We start from the raw sequence: 16,895 nt of genomic DNA, 5'->3' as shown, positions 1-16,895 counted from the left end.
ACTCTGGACTTCATTTGAACCGCTATGTTCCTGTTAAAACGACTCAGCATCAGTACGGTATTTATCCTGGCGGGCTGCGTCTCGCTGGCCCCCGAATACCAGCGCCCGGCATCACCGGTACCCCAGCAGTTTTCACTTTCGCGCAACGGCCTGACGCCTGCGGTGGTGGGGTATCAGGATACCGGGTGGCGCAACTTTTTCGTCGACCCGCAGGTAGCCGGGCTGATTACGGAAGCGCTGAACAATAATCGCGATGTAAAAATGGCCGCTCTGAAGGTTGAAGAGGCGCGGGCGCAGTTCAGCGTGACGGATGCGGATCGTTATCCTCAGCTGAATGCGTCTTCGGGTATCACGTACAGCGGCGGGCTTAAAAGTGACAAACCCACCACGCAGCAGTACGACGCGGGCCTTGCGCTTAGCTATGAACTCGACTTCTTCGGCAAGCTGAAGAACATGAGCGAGGCCGGCCGACAAAACTATTTCGCCAGCGAAGAGGCCCGTCGCGCGGTGCATATCCTGCTCGTCTCTAACGTTTCCCAGAGCTATTTCAACCAGCAGCTGGCGTATAAACAGCTGCGTATTGCGCGGGAAACGCTGACAAATTACCAGCAGTCTTATGCGTTCGTTGAGCAGCAGCTGGTGACGGGCAGTACGAACGTCCTGGCGCTGGAACAGGCCCGGGGACAGATCGAAAGCACGCAGGCAGAGATTGCCAAACGAGAGGGAGAGCTGGCGCAGGCCAATAATGCCCTGCAGCTGGTCCTCGGCACGTATCGCGCGCTCCCGGGCGAGAGCGGCATGAACGCCAGCGACGTTGCGCCGGTAAAACTGCCGCCTCATCTCTCCTCAGCGATACTGCTGCAGCGCCCGGACATTTTGGAAGCGGAGTATCAGCTTAAAGCGGCCGATGCGAATATCGGCGCCGCGCGTGCGGCCTTTTTCCCGTCAATATCATTAACCAGCGGGCTTTCAACTGGCAGTCCGGAATTATCCAGCCTGTTTACCGCGGGCAGCGGGATGTGGAATTTTATCCCTAAAATAGACATTCCTATTTTTAATGCGGGCAGGAATAAGGCAAACCTGAAGCTGGCCGAAATTCGCCAGCAGCAGTCGGTTATTAATTACGAACAAAAAATACAGGCCGCCTTCAAACAGGTTGCCGACGCGCTCGCGCTGCGGGACAGCATCAACCAGCAGCTTGCTGCGCAACAGCGGTACCTTGATTCGCTAAACATCACCCTGCAGCGTGCCAGAGGGTTATATACCAGCGGCGCGGTGAGCTATATCGAAGTATTAGATGCGGAACGCTCGCTGTTTTCCACGCAGCAAACCATTCTCGACCTTATTTATGCCCGACAGGTTAATGAAATTAATCTCTTCACCGCGCTGGGCGGCGGTTGGGTCGAATAACGTTATTTAATTAAACAGGAAAATAAGCATGCGCAATTCTCTTAAGGCCATTGTATTCGGAGCGACCTCCATTGTGTTTTCTGCCAGCCTCCAGGCTGAGGTTCATCAGCACGAGGGGATGAATTCTCCCAGCGAAGCGACCTCAGAGCAGCTCATCACCGGGACCGGCATCGTGAGGGATGTTGATCTCACGAATAAAAAAGTCACGATTTCTCATGAAGCGATCCCGGCGATTGGCTGGCCCGCGATGACCATGCGCTTCACCTTTATTCAGGCTGACGAGAGTATCAATGCATTGAAAGTCGGTAGTCATGTTGATTTTTCATTTGTTCAGCAGGGCAATATCTCTTTACTGAAGAGCATTAAATAGCGAGAAACGGCATGGCCTCATTCAAAATAAAATATGCTGCCATGATAGTCAGCAGCCTTATTGTGGGAGGGCTGATATCGGTGACGGCTTTGCAGGCGTTTCATTCATCTGAAAAAACAGAAAATAGCGTCTCTGAAAGAAGGGTACTTTTCTGGTATGACCCGATGAAACCAGACGTGAAATTCGACAAGCCCGGTAAATCACCGTTTATGGATATGGATCTGGTCCCGAAATATGCGGACGAAAATAACGATAAAAGCGGTGACGGTATCCGTATCGATCCGACCCAGGTCCAGAATTTAGGATTAAAAACGCAAAAGGTGACGCGCGGAACGCTGAATTATGCCCAGACGATCCCGGCCATCGTCAGCTATAACGACTATCAGTTTGTCATTGTGCAGGCGCGCGCGGAAGGGTTCGTTGAGAAAGTCTACCCGCTGACGACGGGCGATAAGGTAAAGAAAGGCACGCCGCTGATTGATATCACCATTCCGGACTGGGTAGAGGCGCAGAGCGAGTTTCTGCTGTTATCCGGCACCGGCGGAACGCCGACCCAAATCAAAGGGGTTCTGGAACGGCTTCGGCTGGCGGGTATGCCGGAGGAGGATATTCAGAGGCTGCGTGCGATCCGAACGATCCAGACCCGGTTTACCATCAGGGCGCCGATCGACGGGGTGATTACGGCCTTTGACCTCCGTACCGGGATGAATATTTCGAAAGATAAGGTGGTGGCACAAATTCAGGGGATGGATCCGGTCTGGATCGGTGCGGCGGTCCCTGAGTCCATTGCTTATCTGCTGAAAGACACCTCGCAGTTTGCTGTTTCGATACCTGCTTATCCGGATAAATCCTTCCCGGTTGAAAAATGGAGCCTTCTGCCGAGCGTGGATCAAACCACCCGTACGCTGCAGCTGCGCCTGCCGGTCTCCAACAAGGATGAGCTGCTGAAACCTGGCATGAACGCGTACCTGAAGCTGAACACCCAAAGTCAGGAAATGCTGCTGATCCCCTCCCAGGCCGTTATTGATACCGGCAAAGAGCAGCGCGTTATTACCGTTGATGCGAACGGGAATTTTGTACCGAAAAGGATCCGCGTTCTGCATGAATCTCAGCAGCAGTCCGGCATTGGTGGCGGGCTGGAAGAGGGGGAGTCAGTCGTCGTCAGCGGTCTGTTCCTGATTGACTCGGAGGCCAATATTACCGGTGCGCTGGAGCGCATGCGCCACGCTGAAACCCCTGACGACGCGCATTCTGGCCATTAAGGAGACGATGATGATTGAATGGATTATCCGACGGTCAGTCGCCAATCGTTTCCTGGTCATGATGGGGGCGCTGTTCCTCAGCGTCTGGGGCACATGGACGATTATCAACACGCCGGTCGATGCCTTACCCGACCTGTCTGACGTGCAGGTGATTATCAAAACCCGCTATCCCGGCCAGGCCCCGCAGATTGTTGAAAACCAGGTGACCTATCCACTCACCACCACCATGCTGTCGGTTCCCGGCGCAAAGACAGTGCGCGGCTTTTCGCAGTTTGGTGATTCGTACGTGTACGTCATTTTCGAAGATGGCACCGATTTGTACTGGGCCCGTTCGCGCGTGCTGGAGTACCTGAATCAGGTTCAGGGCAAACTCCCTGCCGGCGTGAACTCGGAAATCGGCCCGGACGCCACGGGCGTAGGCTGGATATTTGAGTATGCGCTGGTGGACCGCAGCGGAAAACACGATCTCGCCGAGCTGCGCTCATTGCAGGACTGGTTCCTGAAGTTTGAGCTGAAAACGATCCCGAACGTGGCCGAAGTGGCCTCCGTCGGCGGCGTGGTGAAGCAGTATCAGATTCAGGTTGACCCGTTAAAGCTGGCGCAGTTCGGCGTCAGCCTGCCGGAGGTTAAGCAGGCCCTTGAGTCGTCTAACCAGGAGGCGGGGGGATCGTCCGTAGAAATCGCGGAAGCGGAGTATATGATCCGGGCCATCGGCTATCTGCAGACCATCGATGATTTCAATCACATCGTCCTGAAAACCGGCGAGAACGGCGTACCGATTTATCTGCGTGACGTTGCCCGCGTACAAACGGGGCCGGAAATGCGCCGCGGCATTGCCGAGCTGAACGGGCAGGGTGAAGTGGCGGGCGGCGTGGTGATCCTGCGCTCGGGCAAAAACGCGCGCGAGGTCATAACGGCGGTGAAAGACAAGCTGGAGACGCTGAAGGCCAGCCTGCCGGAAGGCGTTGAGATTGTGACTACCTACGATCGCAGCCAGCTTATCGATCGGGCTATTGATAACCTGAGCGGCAAGCTTCTCGAAGAGTTTATCGTGGTGGCCATCGTCTCCGCGCTGTTCCTCTGGCACATTCGCTCAGCGCTGGTGGCGATTATCTCTCTGCCGCTTGGCCTGTGTATTGCCTTCATCGTTATGCATTTCCAGGGGCTGAACGCCAATATCATGTCTCTGGGAGGCATTGCCATTGCCGTCGGCGCAATGGTGGATGCCGCTATCGTGATGATTGAAAATGCGCACAAACGGCTGGAAGAGTGGGATCACCACCACCCGGGGAAGCCGATTGACAACGTCACCCGCTGGAAGGTCATCACCAACGCCTCTGTAGAGGTTGGCCCCGCGCTGTTTATCAGCCTGCTGATCATCACCTTGTCGTTCATTCCCATCTTTACCCTCGAGGGGCAGGAAGGGCGGCTGTTTGGTCCGCTGGCCTTCACCAAAACGTACTCTATGGCAGGGGCGGCCGCGCTGGCCATCATCGTGATCCCCATTCTGATGGGATTCTGGATCCGGGGTAAAATCCCCGCAGAGACCCGTAATCCTCTGAACAGACTGTTGATTAACGCCTATCATCCGCTTCTGATTCGGGTGCTCCACTGGCCTAAAACCACCCTGCTGGTTGCGACCTTATCCATCTTCACGGTGATCTGGCCCCTGAGCCAGGTGGGTGGCGAGTTCCTGCCAAAGATAAATGAAGGTGACCTGCTGTATATGCCGTCGACGTTGCCCGGCGTCTCACCGGCAGAAGCGGCGGCATTGTTACAGACCACGGACAAGTTAATAAAAACCGTCCCTGAAGTGGCCTCTGTCTTCGGCAAGACCGGTAAAGCCGAAACGGCCACGGACTCCGCACCGCTTGAAATGGTGGAAACCACCATTCAGCTTAAGCCTGAGAATGAGTGGCGACCCGGAATGACGATTGACAAGATCGTTGACGAACTCGATAAGACCGTTCGTTTGCCTGGCCTGGCGAATCTCTGGGTTCCGCCCATCCGCAACCGCATCGATATGCTTTCAACCGGGATTAAAAGCCCCATTGGCATCAAGGTGTCAGGTACCGTTCTGGCTGATATCGACGCCACGGCGCAGAGTATTGAAGCGGTAGCTAAAACGGTGCCGGGCGTGGTGTCAGCCCTGGCTGAACGTCTGGAAGGCGGGCGCTACATTAACGTTGATATCAACCGCGAAAAAGCCTCCCGCTACGGGATGACGGTGGGCGACGTGCAGCTGTTCGTCTCCTCGGCCATCGGCGGCGCGACGGTGGGAGAAACGGTGGAAGGCGTCGCCCGCTACCCGATTAATATTCGTTATCCTCAGGACTACCGGAACAGCCCGAACGCGTTGAAGCAGATGCCGATCCTGACGCCGATGAAACAGCAGATCACGCTGGGTGATGTGGCGGATATCAACGTGGTTTCCGGCCCCACGATGCTAAAAACGGAGAATGCCCGACCTGCAAGCTGGATTTATATTGATGCCCGTGGCAGGGATATGGTGTCCGTAGTGAACGACATTAAAACGGCCATCAGTCAGAACGTAAAGCTGAGACCGGGTACCAGCGTGTCATTCTCCGGACAGTTCGAACTGCTCGAGCACGCCAACAAGAAACTGAAGCTAATGGTACCGATGACGGTGATGATCATCTTCATTCTGCTGTATCTGGCATTCCGTCGCGTGGATGAAGCGTTGCTGATCCTGATGAGCCTGCCGTTCGCCCTGGTCGGGGGGATATGGTTCCTGTACTGGCAGGGCTTCCATATGTCTGTGGCAACCGGCACCGGCTTTATCGCTCTGGCCGGGGTGGCGGCAGAATTTGGGGTGGTCATGCTGATGTATTTGCGTCATGCCGTTGAAGCGCATCCGACGTTATCCCATCGGGAAACCTTCACCGTACAGGGACTTGATGATGCCCTTTATCATGGCGCCGTGCTGCGCGTGCGGCCAAAGGCGATGACCGTCGCGGTGATTATTGCCGGTCTGCTGCCCATTTTGTGGGGAACCGGTGCCGGATCAGAAGTCATGAGCCGGATAGCGGCGCCAATGATTGGCGGCATGATCACGGCTCCGCTGCTATCGCTGTTTATTATCCCTGCGGCGTATAAGTTGATTTGGTTGCGCAGGCTTAAAAAACCATAAAAAAACCGCCGTTAGCGGCGGGTTTTTACGTGATGAATGCTTAGCGCGCCTTGCTGATCAGTTTGCGCCAGGCTCTGTTATGCAGAGTAAATAGCAGCATCTTATAGAAAGCGGTAGAGAAGATGCAGCTGCCGCTAAGCCCCAGCATGACGGTACTCACCATCGCAGCGGCCAGACTGACGCCCGGAGCAGCGCTACCGCTCAGTGCGGCCAGCAGATAGGCTGCCGTTAATACCAGACTTATCACCGCCAGCGTAAGATGTAACCGCACGGCGCGCATGCTTCCCTTGCCAATCATAAACATCGTCACGCCGTTGATGCCTGCGAACAGTAGGGCGATCAGCACAATCCACACGAATACGCGTTCGGCTGGCTGGCCGAGTGCGGCGAATACGCCATAGCCCAACCACAGCTGAGGAATCGCGAAGCTAACAATTACCCCGAGAGTACTGATTGCCGCCGGAATACCCATGGTGTGTAGACCCACAGGTTTGCCCATTTCTTCAGCCAACTGAGTCTTTAGCTGTTGCAGCTGTGTCGGGGAGGTATTGCTTATGCTGGTAGCCACCTCGTTACAGTGTTGCAGGCGACGGGTTAAAACTTTAAACATTTGAATACTCAGCGTTCAGTTAGGTAAAAATGATTGCAGCACACCAACCACATAGCGTCCTGACTGGACGGTATTTTGCGGATTACGGATAGTCCCAGTGAGTGAGCTCCCCACAAAGGCCGATGCGTTGTTGACCGCACTCATCAGCTCGCGCTGCAGTGATTTTTGTAACGATTCGCTTGGGAAACGTTTCGGATAAACACCTGCGCGGATCGCGGCCTTTACCCCGGCACTGGAGATACCTGGATTCTGCGCTTTAATGATCTCTTCCGTGATGCGCTTACGCTCGGCACGGCTCAGGCTCTGGAACCAGGCGGTAACTTTACTTGAAGACGCCGCTTTCATCAGCTTGTACGTTTCTAAAGTACCTCTTAGCGCGGTTCCTGCCGCAGCAAGCGAAATAACATCCAGAACTGTCGTGGTAGCAACGTACCAGTCCTGGCTGTCAAGCCATGCAACGTCGGAACCATGGTCGTTATGGATAGCCAGCAGACGGCCCGCGCCAATCATGCATTGCGCTCCCGTAGCCAGCGTACCGGACAGGCTAATCGCCGCAATCACACCAGACCCGCCAGCGGTAAACGGTACTGCCGCACCGGCACCAAACGCCATGACAAGCGTAACAATCATCGCGCCACAGGCAAAACCGGTCGAGGTAATTTCCGTAGCAAGTGACGGAGTAGTTAGCGTCGCAACCACAGCTTTTTCTGCACTGATTTCCTTAGCATCTGGAATTTTACTGTTGACTACATGGCTGACGGTGCTCTGATTCACATCAGCAATGCGTCGAGAGGGGCGAACCAGCCAGCTATCGAGAAAAGCACCATGGAGTATAGAACCATAAATGCAATTTAACATAATATACATTATGCGCACCGATATGAAGTCAGGGGAAATCTGGCGTTTTGTGGACATCGTTAGCCTGGATGCTGATGGTCTATTAAAGCGTCTTAACTGACCATCTTATGTGCATTCAGCTTTTGCTCAACGTCTCAACCAAAGGTCGTGAAAACGCAGATAGCACATCAGCTTGACGGTACATAAGCCTGCAAACCCTCCGCAAGATAATCAAACACCGTTTTACAGGCCTGGCTATGGCGTAAATCCTCATGCATCACCAGCCATGTGTCGAGATGAAATGCAAAGAAATCAGGCATTACCCTCTGTAACGGCGGAGAAAAATCGGCCAGTTGTACCTGGCACATACCGATACCTACTCCTGCACGAATGAGGTTTAATTGTGCAATATCACTGTCGCTCCGCACGGTAAACAATTCACGGTTTAGCTGTGGATATTGTTTAAGTGCCTGTAAAATAAAGGGAGTCGTATTATCGAAACCCACGAGCGTATGGGTGAATAACTCATCAATACTTTCCGGAGCACCACATCGTGACAGATAGGCTGGCGCGGCATGAAGACCTATTTCAACCCTGCCCATCCGACGTGCAATCAGTTGCTCCTGCACCGGCGTGGCCATGCGTACGGCAATATCCGCTTCCCGGTTCAGTAAATCCTGAACGCGATTAGACAGAACCAGTTCAATAACTATCTGCGGGTATTCTTCCTTTATTTGTGCGATCACTGGAGGCAGAACCTCCGTGCCGATGATTTCACTGGCGGCGACGCGCACAATGCCTCGTAATCCGGTTGCGCCGGAACTGAAACTGGCTGCCGATCGCTCAATCATCATGGCCGTATTTTCCATCGCCTGCGCATGGCCCTTCAGCTCAACGGCTGCATCCGTGGCCTGTAATCCTGTCTGCGAACGGGTAAATAAAACAAGGCCCAGGGCTGACTCCAGCGCCGCAATATGGCGTCCGGCGGTTGGCTGAGTAATGGCAAGCCTGCGTGCGGCCCCTGACAAAGACCCTTCCCTTATCACGGCCAGAAAGGTGCGATACCATTCCCACGGGATATTTAGCTTCATACAAAAATGAATACCTGCTGGCTTATATTATGCAATTACATTTAGCCCGTGCGGTCATTATGATGTCAAGCAGATATCCAATAAGGGTCAAACGATGAAAAACACAAATAAGGTACTGATACTGGGCGCAACGGGTGGGATCGGTGGCGAAATAGCCCGCAAATTGATCCGTGACAAATGGGATGTGCGTGCATTGCGCCGCAGCGCTCCGAAAACTGACGATCGCAACAAAAGCATTTCGTGGATAAGCGGAGATGCGCTGAATGCAGAACAGGTTGAGGCAGCGGCGTCCGAATGCAGCGTTATTGTCCATGCCGTAAACCCGCCGGGTTATCGAAACTGGGAACAGCTGGTTTTGCCCATGCTGCATAACACCATAAATGCAGCGGAGCGAAACGGTGCGTTAATCGTTCTGCCGGGCACAATTTATAACTACGGCCCGGATGCTTTTCCCCTCTTACGCGAGGATTCTCCTCAGAATCCGTTTACCCGAAAAGGCGCTATACGGGTGCAAATGGAGCAGGAACTCGCAGACTATGCGCAGCGTGGCGGAAAGGTGCTGATTTTACGTGCAGGTGACTTTTTTGGTCCCCATGCCGGCAATAACTGGTTTTCGCAGGGATTGGTCAAACCGGGGCAACCACCGAAGATAATTCAAAAGCCCGGGAAAACCGGCGCAGGCCACCAGTGGGCTTATCTGCCGGATGTCGCCGAAACGCTCGTTGCACTGCTGTCGCGTCGGGAGGAACTCGAACCGTTTGCCAGTTTCCATATGCGCGGGCATTGGGATCCTGACGGGACAGCGATGACTGCCGCCATAAAGCACGTCGCGGAGCGTGCCGGTATTCAGGCGAAGGTGAAATCGTTTCCCTGGTGGCTTATCTCGGCGATAAGCCCCTTTAATACCACACTTCATGAAATGCAGGAGATGCGTTATCTCTGGGAGCAGTCAATAGAAATGGATAATTCAAAACTGATTTCCTTTTTGGGCCATGAGCCCCAGACCCCTCTTATTGAAGCTGTACATTCCACATTAGCGGGCCTGGGCTGCATTTAACATAACCTGTACGTTTAGAAAAGGTTGAACGATGTCTGATATACTTCAGCTTTTGAAAAACGCAGCCCTAAGCAAATGGAAATTGAATTAAATAAAAGTGTTAAAGAGAGAATTTTACACGCAGTTATTTTTGAAGTGATGGCCAACATTATTATCGCGCTATCTCTTGCCTGGCTGATGAACGTGTCGATACTCCAGTCGGGCTCGTTGTCCGTGATATCCGCCCTTACCGCAACGGTCTGGAATTTTATTTTTAATAAACTCTTCGACTCGCTGCAGAAAAAATACCGCTTTCAACGGACGTTTCTCATTCGAGCGATCCATGCGGTAGGTTTTGAAACGGGACTCATCATCACCCTAATTCCTGTCGCGATGGTTATGCTGAATCTTACAGTGACTGAGGCATTTTTTGTTGAGATCGGTCTTGTACTGTTTTTCCTGCCGTACACGTTACTGTTTAACTGGATTTACGACTACCTGCGCTGGACATTTGTTGGGCGGAAACGGTCTGCTATGTAGAGAGATACCTGTCACATTGACACGCCTTTTATCGTATTCGACTCCTCTCACCTTCTATACTCTTCATTTCTCTATCTCTTTTGAGGAGTCGATAATGTTCGATCATGTGAAATTCGGCGTCAGCGATTATGAAACAAGTAAAACTTTCTTCCTCGAGGCACTTCGCCCGCTTGGAGTAAAAATCATCGATGAAGGCGCGCCGGAGTATGGTGTTGAAATGAGCTCAGGGGACGTTTCACTTTGCCTTTTCCATACAAATGACAAACCCGCGCCCCTGCATCTGGCGTTTGTGGCTAATACGCGTCAGCAGGTTGATGATTTTTACCATGCCGCGCTGCGCGCTGGCGGACGTGATAACGGCGGGCCGGGATTGCGTTCGTACGGTGAAAATTATTATGCCGCTTTTGTCATCTCACCTGATGGACATAACATCGAGGCCGTGTGCCATACGCCGGAGAGCGAGTAGCTCAACGGGTCTTTCAGAACCCGTAAAACGATTTACTCATGCGGTTTTCTGCACGATACTGCACGAAAAGCTGTATTTCTGGCCAGTGATGTCGTAAAGTCTCGTCTGTAAATGTGCATTTTCATGCAACAACACTGACAGAGGTATTTATGACACAACAGTTGATTTTAATTGCCGGTCCCTATCGCAGCGGAACCGATGGCGTTCAGGCACGAATTGATGAGAATCTGGCGCGTCTCGAAAGCGCAGCATTAGCCGTATACCAGCGTGGCCACATTCCGGTCATCGGTGAATGGCTTGCGTTGCCGCTGGCAAAAGCCGCAGGCTCAATAACGGTGGGTGATGAAATCAGCGAAGCGATGCTGTACCCCGTTGCTCACCGGCTCATCGCTAAATGCGATGCGATTTATCGTATTGCCGGTGCGTCTAAAGGCGCCGATATGGATATTGAAGTAGCCCGAAAATATGGTCTCATCGTTTATACCGCGCTTGAGAACATTCCAGAAGCTTAATCCGGGACGCCAGCCAGCCCGTGGTCAAAGGCTGGCTGTCAGAGGGGGGCACGATCTGAGGTCAGAACGACGGATACGCCCTTTTCCGATACCGCGCGGATCCAGTCCTTATCTGTACCGTCTTCAACGACGATGGTATTTACCGAAGACACATCGCCAATCACAAACGAAGACGCGGTGTTGATCTTTTCCGGAGAAGCCAGAACAACCGTCTCCGCGGCTCTGCCGGAAAATGCACGTTTGATGCATGCCTCTTCGAAATCACCGGTTGTCAGCCCCGCGTCAGGATGAATGCCGGTCACGCCCATAAAGAACAGGTCCGCATGTATATTCGCTATGCCTTCGATGGCCGCAGCGCCGACCGCAACAATAGAGTGTTTATACAAGCGTCCGCCGATCAAAATCACCTCAATGGAAGGATGATCAACGAGCCCCAGAGCAATGCTCGGGCTGTGCGTCACCACGGTGATGCGCAAGTCAGGAGGGAAAAACGTAATCAGCTCGGAGGTTGTCGTGCCACCGTCGACAATCACCACCTGGCCTGATGAAATTAGCTGTGCCCCTTTTCGGGCCACCCTTTTTTTCGCATCCATCTTCACGGATTGCCGTTCGGCAAACGGAGCAATAGCGGAAGATGACGGCAGCGCGCCGCCGTGAACACGCTGCAAACGCCCTTCTGCCGCCAGCTCGCGCAGATCGCGCCGGATGGTGTCTTCAGAGACGTCAAAGAGAATGCTGAGCGCTTTTGACTGTACCTGACCTTCGGCACCCAGCTTCTCAAGGATCAATTGTTTTCGCTGACTGGTGAGCATGGTGAATTCCTGATGTTGCATGTTTTATCCTGAACATGCATGATGATGCTGTTTATGATCATTACTCTACGTAAGGAGGGACATTCGTGCAATCAAAACGTGCAGATGTGCGCATCATCGACAGTGAAACCCTGTCAGACAACTGGTACATCCTCAAAAAATACACCTTTGACCTGCAGCGGCGTGATGGTGAATGGCAGCGGCAGCATCGGGAAGTCTATGACCGTGGCAACGGCGCGACGATTCTACTCTATAACCGTGAGAAAAAGACGGTGATCCTGACGCGCCAGTTCCGCTTCCCTGTCTTTATCAACGGCCATGAAGACGATTTAATTGAGGCAGCAGCAGGATTGCTGGACAACATGGATCCCGAAAGCCGCATTAAAGCAGAAGCGGAAGAAGAGACCGGATTTCACGTTTCGCGCGTGCAGAAAATCTTTGAAGCCTATATGAGCCCAGGCTCCGTCACGGAGAAACTCTACTTTTATCTTGCCGAGTACCAGCCACATGACAGAACCGGCGCAGGCGGCGGGATTAAGGCTGAAGGAGAAGATATCGACGTGCTGGAAATGACGCTTGAAGAGGCTTTACGCAGCATTGAAACGGGCAAGATTGTCGACGGTAAAACCATCATGCTGCTGTATCATGTTGCCCTTAAAGGTATTCTGTAACCTGCTGGTTTAAATCCTGATTTATAGACGTATGTAAACGGTACGCTTGTACGTTACGCGTAAGAAAAGGGAAAACCTCCTAAATTTTGCAGCCTACTATATTTAGTGAACGATTTCGCAATTCGATAAAATCATCAACAATTCCCTGAGTCATCTGCATTTACCATTCAAAAATGCCAAACGTTCACAAGGCTGCCCGCTGAGGTAGCCTGTCTTATCTGTTGTCTGGATTAAAATGCGACTCGCTACGGATAACGAAGCATATTATACTTGCTCCTCCATTCGAACAGGAGGCAGCATCTCACGTGAAGGATACATATTACAACGACATAACGATCAATACGCTAATTCAGAGTGAGCTTGACGCGTTTTTTGAGGATTTCAAAGGGATCGTCTTCGCCTACGCTATTATGAACAAGAAAGATCCTTCACAGATGAGGATAATCAATAATAGCCCTGAGTGGTTTAATATCTACCTTGAAAGAAAATACCAGTTCATTGACCCTGTCATTATTAGGGCTTTGCGCTGTGTTGAAGATTTTTTCTGGGAAAGTGATGTCGTGCTGTCGGATGGTTATAACCTGACACGCATTTTCGACGAAAGTGTCCAGTATGATATTTACCAGGGACAGACGTTTCCTCTGCATGACTATCTGAATAATCTTGTTGTCTTATCCGTCATCAGTCCTAAGCATTCTGGCATTGACATAGAGAAGTATCGGCCGCAATTTCTACGCTTCCTTGTTCAGTTACATCAGAAGACACTCAATCTGTATAGTCAGCATCAGCAGAAAAAGAATGTTTTCTTGTCGCCACGTGAGCGCCAAATCCTTAAATGGGTCAGTGCCGGGAAAACGTACGCAGAAATTGCTGTTATTTTGTCTATTGCTGAGCGCACCGTTAAATTCCATATGGGCAATATAATGAAAAAACTCGGTGTGAATAATGCCAGACACGCAATAAAACTTGGAACGGAACTCCGGTTACTGGAGGAGTAAGCCTCAGCCACTGGTTATAAATGGTGTAGATGCTCGAGCATTTCACGAAGCCAGTGACTGGATTTATCTTTGCTAATAATGTCTTCAATAATGCCTATACTGGCAGGCATATAAATATAGTAAATAACCTCCCCTTTTTCAGAAACACCGCGCTGAATAACTTCAACTTTCCAGTTAGCATGGCGAAATATGGCATACATCCCACGGCTGGCTACTGCGTACATCCCATGATATTTATTCTTAATGCAATAAATAATCATTGCAAGAAACAATGCTTTACTGGCGGGCACGCCCTGCAGGCTTGCGGAGTCCCGTGTTTCTTTATCTAAAAATAAACGGCTCACTTCACAGCAGGGAACATCTGCGGGAAAAACAATGGGATTATCGAAATAGTTGTGAAAGATCTCGCTTATCATTGTCGGCTGCGTTGCGTTAATAAATCGCGCGCCGCATAGCAGCTGCCCATCATACATACCCAGTAAGTATGTCGTGTTATGGGAATCAAATTGATCCTTTTCCATACCTTCGACGCATTCCACCTTCCAGTCGAGTCGGTCCCGAAAAGTTTTTCTTCTGAGTCTGTAGAGTTCGCGCGCTAATGCTGGTGGTAAATCATCGTAGTCGTGTAAAAAAAATTCAATGACAGAATTCATTCTCATGTTCCTGATAATAACACCTGAAACTAGTTTCACCTGTCTCTTAGGACAGCTTTCATTGTGCCGCATATTCCCTATACTTAAAAAGTACCTGACCACGAAGTTCTCGCAAAACTAAGCGGTCAGGAGGTCAAAGACCTATGAAACACCAGGGATATACCCATCGATTATTATCTAATATTTAAAGTTTCGGGTACAGAACATAAGAAGCACTTTGTCGATAAAATATTAAAAAACAATAATCATAAAATTATTACAATAAAAACATTGCCCCTTAATCCTTTAAGGGGTAATATTTCCGTTTTCTTATTTTTTTCCTCTCTTTTGTTTCACAGAAACTGCGGAATTCATCTGCCCTGAACCTCTCCCGTACCGCTTTGAAGGCGCCTGCCTGTGCTATTCTTGCAGAAGCATGCCAAACTGAGAATTGATGATGACCGACTGGAACCCTTCTCTTTACCTGCAATTTGGCGCAGAAAGAACGCGTCCAGCTGCAGAACTGCTCGCCAGAATTCCTCTGGATGAGATCGCTACCATCGCTGATCTAGGCTGTGGACCAGGAAACAGCACGGCGCTGTTGAAGCATCGCTGGCCTTCTGCTCACATTACCGGGGTCGATAACTCCCCTGCCATGCTTGAGGAAGCACGCGCAGCCTTACCTGACTGCCACTTTATTGAGGCCGATATACGTCAGTACAAGCCTGGCCAGCCGCTGGGCCTGATTTATGCCAACGCGTCGCTGCAATGGGTTCCGGACCATTACGATCTCCTGCCGCATCTTGTCTCCCTGCTTAAGCTAAATGGCGTACTGGCGATCCAGATGCCTGACAACTGGCTGGAACCGACCCATGTGGCGATGCGTGAAGTGGCGCTTGAGCAAGACTACCCAGACCGTGGCCGCGAGCCTCTGCCAGGCGTACATGCTTATTACGATATTCTGTCGGAGGCTGGCTGTGACGTGGATATCTGGCGGACGACCTATTATCACAAAATGAGCTCTCATCAGGCCATTATTGACTGGGTAAGCGCCACCGGCCTGCGGCCCTGGCTCCAGGAACTGAATGAAAGCGAGCAGAAACGTTTCCTGAAACGCTACCATGAACTGCTGGAAGAGCAGTATCCGCTTCAGGAAAACGGGCAGATACTGCTGGCTTTCCCCCGGTTGTTTATCGTGGCTCAACGCCAGCCCTGAACGGGCTATGACCGAGCTTCTTTGAGCAACTGCTGGATAACCTTTTCCTGTTGCTCATAGTCACCCTCGCCAAAGGCGGTATAGCGCAGCTGCCCTTTGGCATCAAAAAAGTAATGCGCTGGCCAGTACTGGTTGCCGAAAGCATTCCAGATTTTATAGTTGTTATCCGTGACCACCCGATACGGCAGTTGCCATTTATTCACCGCATTTTTAACCGACGAAAGCGGTTTTTCCCAGGGGTATTCCGGGGTGTGAACTCCGATCACCACCAGACCCTGCGGTTGGTACTTAGTGGCCCACTCCCGCACATGGGGGAGCGTATGCTGGCAATTAATGCAGTCCCACGTCCAGAAATCAATAAGTACAACCTTCCCGTGTAACGATTCAGACGTGACAGGGTCACCGTTCACCCACCCTGTTCCACCGCTGAGCGAAGGCAGCTGACTGCTGGGCTCTGTAATCACTATCGGCTCAAGCTTCACCGGCGTGGCTGTGGGTTTCGTCAGATTTAACAGCGCGGTTTCAAGACGGTCCGAGACGCCGTTTGCCCCTTTAAGCAGCGAAGTCATCCCCGTCGCGTTAAATGCGACGGTCGCTAACATCACAACGCCTGCACCCTGTCGCAGCTTTTCCATTAGCGCCGATTTTGCCCTTAAAGGTGCCATCAGCGTGCGGCCTCCAATGACGAGTAATCCCAGCATCATTGCGCATCCGCTGCCATAGGCGGCCAGCAGAGCGCCGGTGGTAATAGCGGAATGCCCCGCAATGTTAATGCCGAAAATCGCACCCAGAATGGGACCGGCGCAGGGAGACCAGAGCAGTCCTACAGCAAGCCCGGCCAGAAAAGCCGATGCCATTCCGCGCGTTTGCCCGCTTCGGGTGTTGAGAACATTACCCGCGCTGACGGCCGGTCCCGCAATACGCTGGGCGAAAGACGGAAAAATTAAGGCTAGCGCGGCAGTGGCCAGAATGACGAGCGCGATCCAGCGCCCGACGATGGTTGCCTCTGCGATCCACTCGCTGGCGACGGTGACGGCCATCGCCACCAGGGTAAACATCACGATCATCCCCACTAGCAGGGCCAGAATATGCCGACGCTGGCCCTGGAAACCGGCGAACAAAAGTGGAATAACCGGGAGCGTACACGGGCTGAGCAGGCTTATCATCCCACCCAGAAAAGCGATTACCAGAAACATAGAAACCTCACAATACAAGTCCTGCGACGCTGCAGTGAGGCTATTTCAGCGTGCGGATGTGTTCAGGATATGTGTAAATGCGAGG

17 protein-coding genes are annotated in these 16,895 nt (G+C 51.9%); 11 read left to right on the top strand and 6 right to left on the bottom strand.

Features of this window, described 5'->3' with window-relative positions:
* Positions 1–24 precede the first annotated feature (24 nt).
* From PUP35_RS10780 to silA, 4 genes are read left to right on the top strand one after another with little or no spacing between them, the layout of a single operon-like run.
* Positions 25–1,410, top strand: coding sequence for an efflux transporter outer membrane subunit (locus tag PUP35_RS10780; RefSeq protein WP_274243174.1), 1,386 nt, complete (start codon positions 25–27; stop codon positions 1,408–1,410).
* 28 nt (positions 1,411–1,438) lie between these two features.
* Positions 1,439–1,780 (top strand): cation efflux system protein CusF, encoded by a 342-nt coding sequence (cusF, locus tag PUP35_RS10775; RefSeq protein WP_274243171.1) that lies wholly within the window; start codon positions 1,439–1,441, stop codon positions 1,778–1,780.
* A gap of 11 nt (positions 1,781–1,791) precedes the next feature.
* Positions 1,792–3,042: an efflux RND transporter periplasmic adaptor subunit gene (locus PUP35_RS10770; protein ID WP_274243169.1), complete on the top strand. Its 1,251-nt coding sequence runs from the start codon at positions 1,792–1,794 to the stop codon at positions 3,040–3,042.
* A gap of 10 nt (positions 3,043–3,052) precedes the next feature.
* Positions 3,053–6,193: a Cu(+)/Ag(+) efflux RND transporter permease subunit SilA gene (gene silA, locus PUP35_RS10765; RefSeq protein WP_274243253.1), complete on the top strand. Its 3,141-nt coding sequence runs from the start codon at positions 3,053–3,055 to the stop codon at positions 6,191–6,193.
* Positions 6,194–6,233: 40 nt separating this feature from the next.
* On the opposite strand, the gene PUP35_RS10760 is transcribed toward silA, so the two are convergent.
* The 3 genes from PUP35_RS10760 to PUP35_RS10750 form a co-directional block, all read right to left on the bottom strand.
* Complete coding sequence (locus PUP35_RS10760; RefSeq protein WP_111963558.1) at positions 6,234–6,803, bottom strand: hypothetical protein; 570 nt, start codon at positions 6,801–6,803, stop codon at positions 6,234–6,236.
* 15 nt (positions 6,804–6,818) lie between these two features.
* Positions 6,819–7,718 carry a hypothetical protein gene (locus PUP35_RS10755; RefSeq protein ID WP_274243166.1) on the bottom strand — a complete coding sequence of 300 codons (900 nt, stop codon included), beginning with the start codon at positions 7,716–7,718 and terminating at the stop codon, positions 6,819–6,821.
* 110 nt (positions 7,719–7,828) lie between these two features.
* Entirely contained in the window at positions 7,829–8,731 is a 903-nt protein-coding gene (locus PUP35_RS10750) for a LysR family transcriptional regulator (RefSeq protein WP_271367878.1), read from the bottom strand.
* A gap of 94 nt (positions 8,732–8,825) precedes the next feature.
* On the opposite strand from PUP35_RS10750, the gene PUP35_RS10745 reads away from it, so the two are divergent.
* The 4 genes from PUP35_RS10745 (at position 8,826) to PUP35_RS10730 (ending at position 11,285) form a co-directional block, all read left to right on the top strand.
* Positions 8,826–9,788, top strand: coding sequence for an NAD-dependent epimerase/dehydratase family protein (locus PUP35_RS10745; RefSeq protein ID WP_271367877.1), 963 nt, complete (start codon positions 8,826–8,828; stop codon positions 9,786–9,788).
* Positions 9,789–9,863: 75 nt separating this feature from the next.
* On the top strand, positions 9,864–10,307 hold the full coding sequence (locus PUP35_RS10740) for a PACE efflux transporter (RefSeq protein ID WP_127730898.1): 444 nt from the start codon (positions 9,864–9,866) through the stop codon (positions 10,305–10,307).
* A 94-nt stretch (positions 10,308–10,401) separates the two neighbouring features.
* Positions 10,402–10,773 carry a VOC family protein gene (locus tag PUP35_RS10735; protein WP_115875068.1) on the top strand — a complete coding sequence of 124 codons (372 nt, stop codon included), beginning with the start codon at positions 10,402–10,404 and terminating at the stop codon, positions 10,771–10,773.
* 149 nt (positions 10,774–10,922) lie between these two features.
* The gene (locus PUP35_RS10730; protein WP_115875067.1) at positions 10,923–11,285 is read left to right on the top strand and encodes a DUF4406 domain-containing protein; all 363 of its coding nucleotides are present in this window, start codon (positions 10,923–10,925) and stop codon (positions 11,283–11,285) included.
* Between the two features lie 38 nt (positions 11,286–11,323).
* On the opposite strand, the gene PUP35_RS10725 is transcribed toward PUP35_RS10730, so the two are convergent.
* Complete coding sequence (locus PUP35_RS10725; RefSeq protein WP_271368227.1) at positions 11,324–12,097, bottom strand: DeoR/GlpR family DNA-binding transcription regulator; 774 nt, start codon at positions 12,095–12,097, stop codon at positions 11,324–11,326.
* Between the two features lie 86 nt (positions 12,098–12,183).
* Here PUP35_RS10725 and PUP35_RS10720 point away from each other — a divergent pair, with 86 nt between their 5' ends.
* Positions 12,184–12,768, top strand: coding sequence for a GDP-mannose pyrophosphatase (locus PUP35_RS10720; RefSeq protein WP_111964584.1), 585 nt, complete (start codon positions 12,184–12,186; stop codon positions 12,766–12,768).
* Between the two features lie 305 nt (positions 12,769–13,073).
* Positions 13,074–13,766 carry a helix-turn-helix transcriptional regulator gene (locus PUP35_RS10715; RefSeq protein ID WP_127730892.1) on the top strand — a complete coding sequence of 231 codons (693 nt, stop codon included), beginning with the start codon at positions 13,074–13,076 and terminating at the stop codon, positions 13,764–13,766.
* A 14-nt stretch (positions 13,767–13,780) separates the two neighbouring features.
* Here the strand turns inward: PUP35_RS10715 and PUP35_RS10710 are convergent, their stop codons facing one another.
* Entirely contained in the window at positions 13,781–14,419 is a 639-nt protein-coding gene (locus tag PUP35_RS10710) for an acyl-homoserine-lactone synthase (RefSeq protein ID WP_127730890.1), read from the bottom strand.
* A 436-nt stretch (positions 14,420–14,855) separates the two neighbouring features.
* Between PUP35_RS10710 and tam the strand changes: the two genes are divergently transcribed.
* Complete coding sequence (gene tam, locus PUP35_RS10705) at positions 14,856–15,614, top strand: trans-aconitate 2-methyltransferase (RefSeq protein WP_133295429.1); 759 nt, start codon at positions 14,856–14,858, stop codon at positions 15,612–15,614.
* 5 nt (positions 15,615–15,619) lie between these two features.
* Here tam and PUP35_RS10700 read toward each other — a convergent pair whose 3' ends face one another.
* Positions 15,620–16,810: a cytochrome c biogenesis protein/redoxin gene (locus PUP35_RS10700; RefSeq protein WP_274243162.1), complete on the bottom strand. Its 1,191-nt coding sequence runs from the start codon at positions 16,808–16,810 to the stop codon at positions 15,620–15,622.
* Positions 16,811–16,895: the final 85 nt, after the last annotated feature.

The sequence above is a fragment of the Enterobacter sp. S-33 genome, assembly GCF_028735835.1.
GTDB classification, from domain to species: Bacteria; Pseudomonadota; Gammaproteobacteria; order Enterobacterales; family Enterobacteriaceae; genus Enterobacter; species Enterobacter vonholyi.
Note: the sequence above shows the minus strand (reverse complement) of the source record. Positions and strands in the feature narration are given on the sequence as shown.

Excerpts from the sequence above, each read along its gene's own strand:
- PUP35_RS10780 (WP_274243174.1), top strand. The coding sequence starts at position 25 with ATGTTCCTGTTAAAACGACTCAGCATCAGTACGGTATTTATCCTGGCG.
- cusF (WP_274243171.1), top strand. The coding sequence starts at position 1,439 with ATGCGCAATTCTCTTAAGGCCATTGTATTCGGAGCGACCTCCATTGTG.
- PUP35_RS10770 (WP_274243169.1), top strand. The coding sequence starts at position 1,792 with ATGGCCTCATTCAAAATAAAATATGCTGCCATGATAGTCAGCAGCCTT.
- silA (WP_274243253.1), top strand. The coding sequence starts at position 3,053 with ATGATTGAATGGATTATCCGACGGTCAGTCGCCAATCGTTTCCTGGTC.
- PUP35_RS10760 (WP_111963558.1), bottom strand. The coding sequence starts at position 6,803 with ATGTTTAAAGTTTTAACCCGTCGCCTGCAACACTGTAACGAGGTGGCT.
- PUP35_RS10755 (WP_274243166.1), bottom strand. The coding sequence starts at position 7,718 with ATGTCCACAAAACGCCAGATTTCCCCTGACTTCATATCGGTGCGCATA.
- PUP35_RS10750 (WP_271367878.1), bottom strand. The coding sequence starts at position 8,731 with ATGAAGCTAAATATCCCGTGGGAATGGTATCGCACCTTTCTGGCCGTG.
- PUP35_RS10745 (WP_271367877.1), top strand. The coding sequence starts at position 8,826 with ATGAAAAACACAAATAAGGTACTGATACTGGGCGCAACGGGTGGGATC.
- PUP35_RS10740 (WP_127730898.1), top strand. The coding sequence starts at position 9,864 with ATGGAAATTGAATTAAATAAAAGTGTTAAAGAGAGAATTTTACACGCA.
- PUP35_RS10735 (WP_115875068.1), top strand. The coding sequence starts at position 10,402 with ATGTTCGATCATGTGAAATTCGGCGTCAGCGATTATGAAACAAGTAAA.
- PUP35_RS10730 (WP_115875067.1), top strand. The coding sequence starts at position 10,923 with ATGACACAACAGTTGATTTTAATTGCCGGTCCCTATCGCAGCGGAACC.
- PUP35_RS10725 (WP_271368227.1), bottom strand. The coding sequence starts at position 12,097 with ATGCTCACCAGTCAGCGAAAACAATTGATCCTTGAGAAGCTGGGTGCC.
- PUP35_RS10710 (WP_127730890.1), bottom strand. The coding sequence starts at position 14,419 with ATGAATTCTGTCATTGAATTTTTTTTACACGACTACGATGATTTACCA.
- tam (WP_133295429.1), top strand. The coding sequence starts at position 14,856 with ATGACCGACTGGAACCCTTCTCTTTACCTGCAATTTGGCGCAGAAAGA.
- PUP35_RS10700 (WP_274243162.1), bottom strand. The coding sequence starts at position 16,810 with ATGTTTCTGGTAATCGCTTTTCTGGGTGGGATGATAAGCCTGCTCAGC.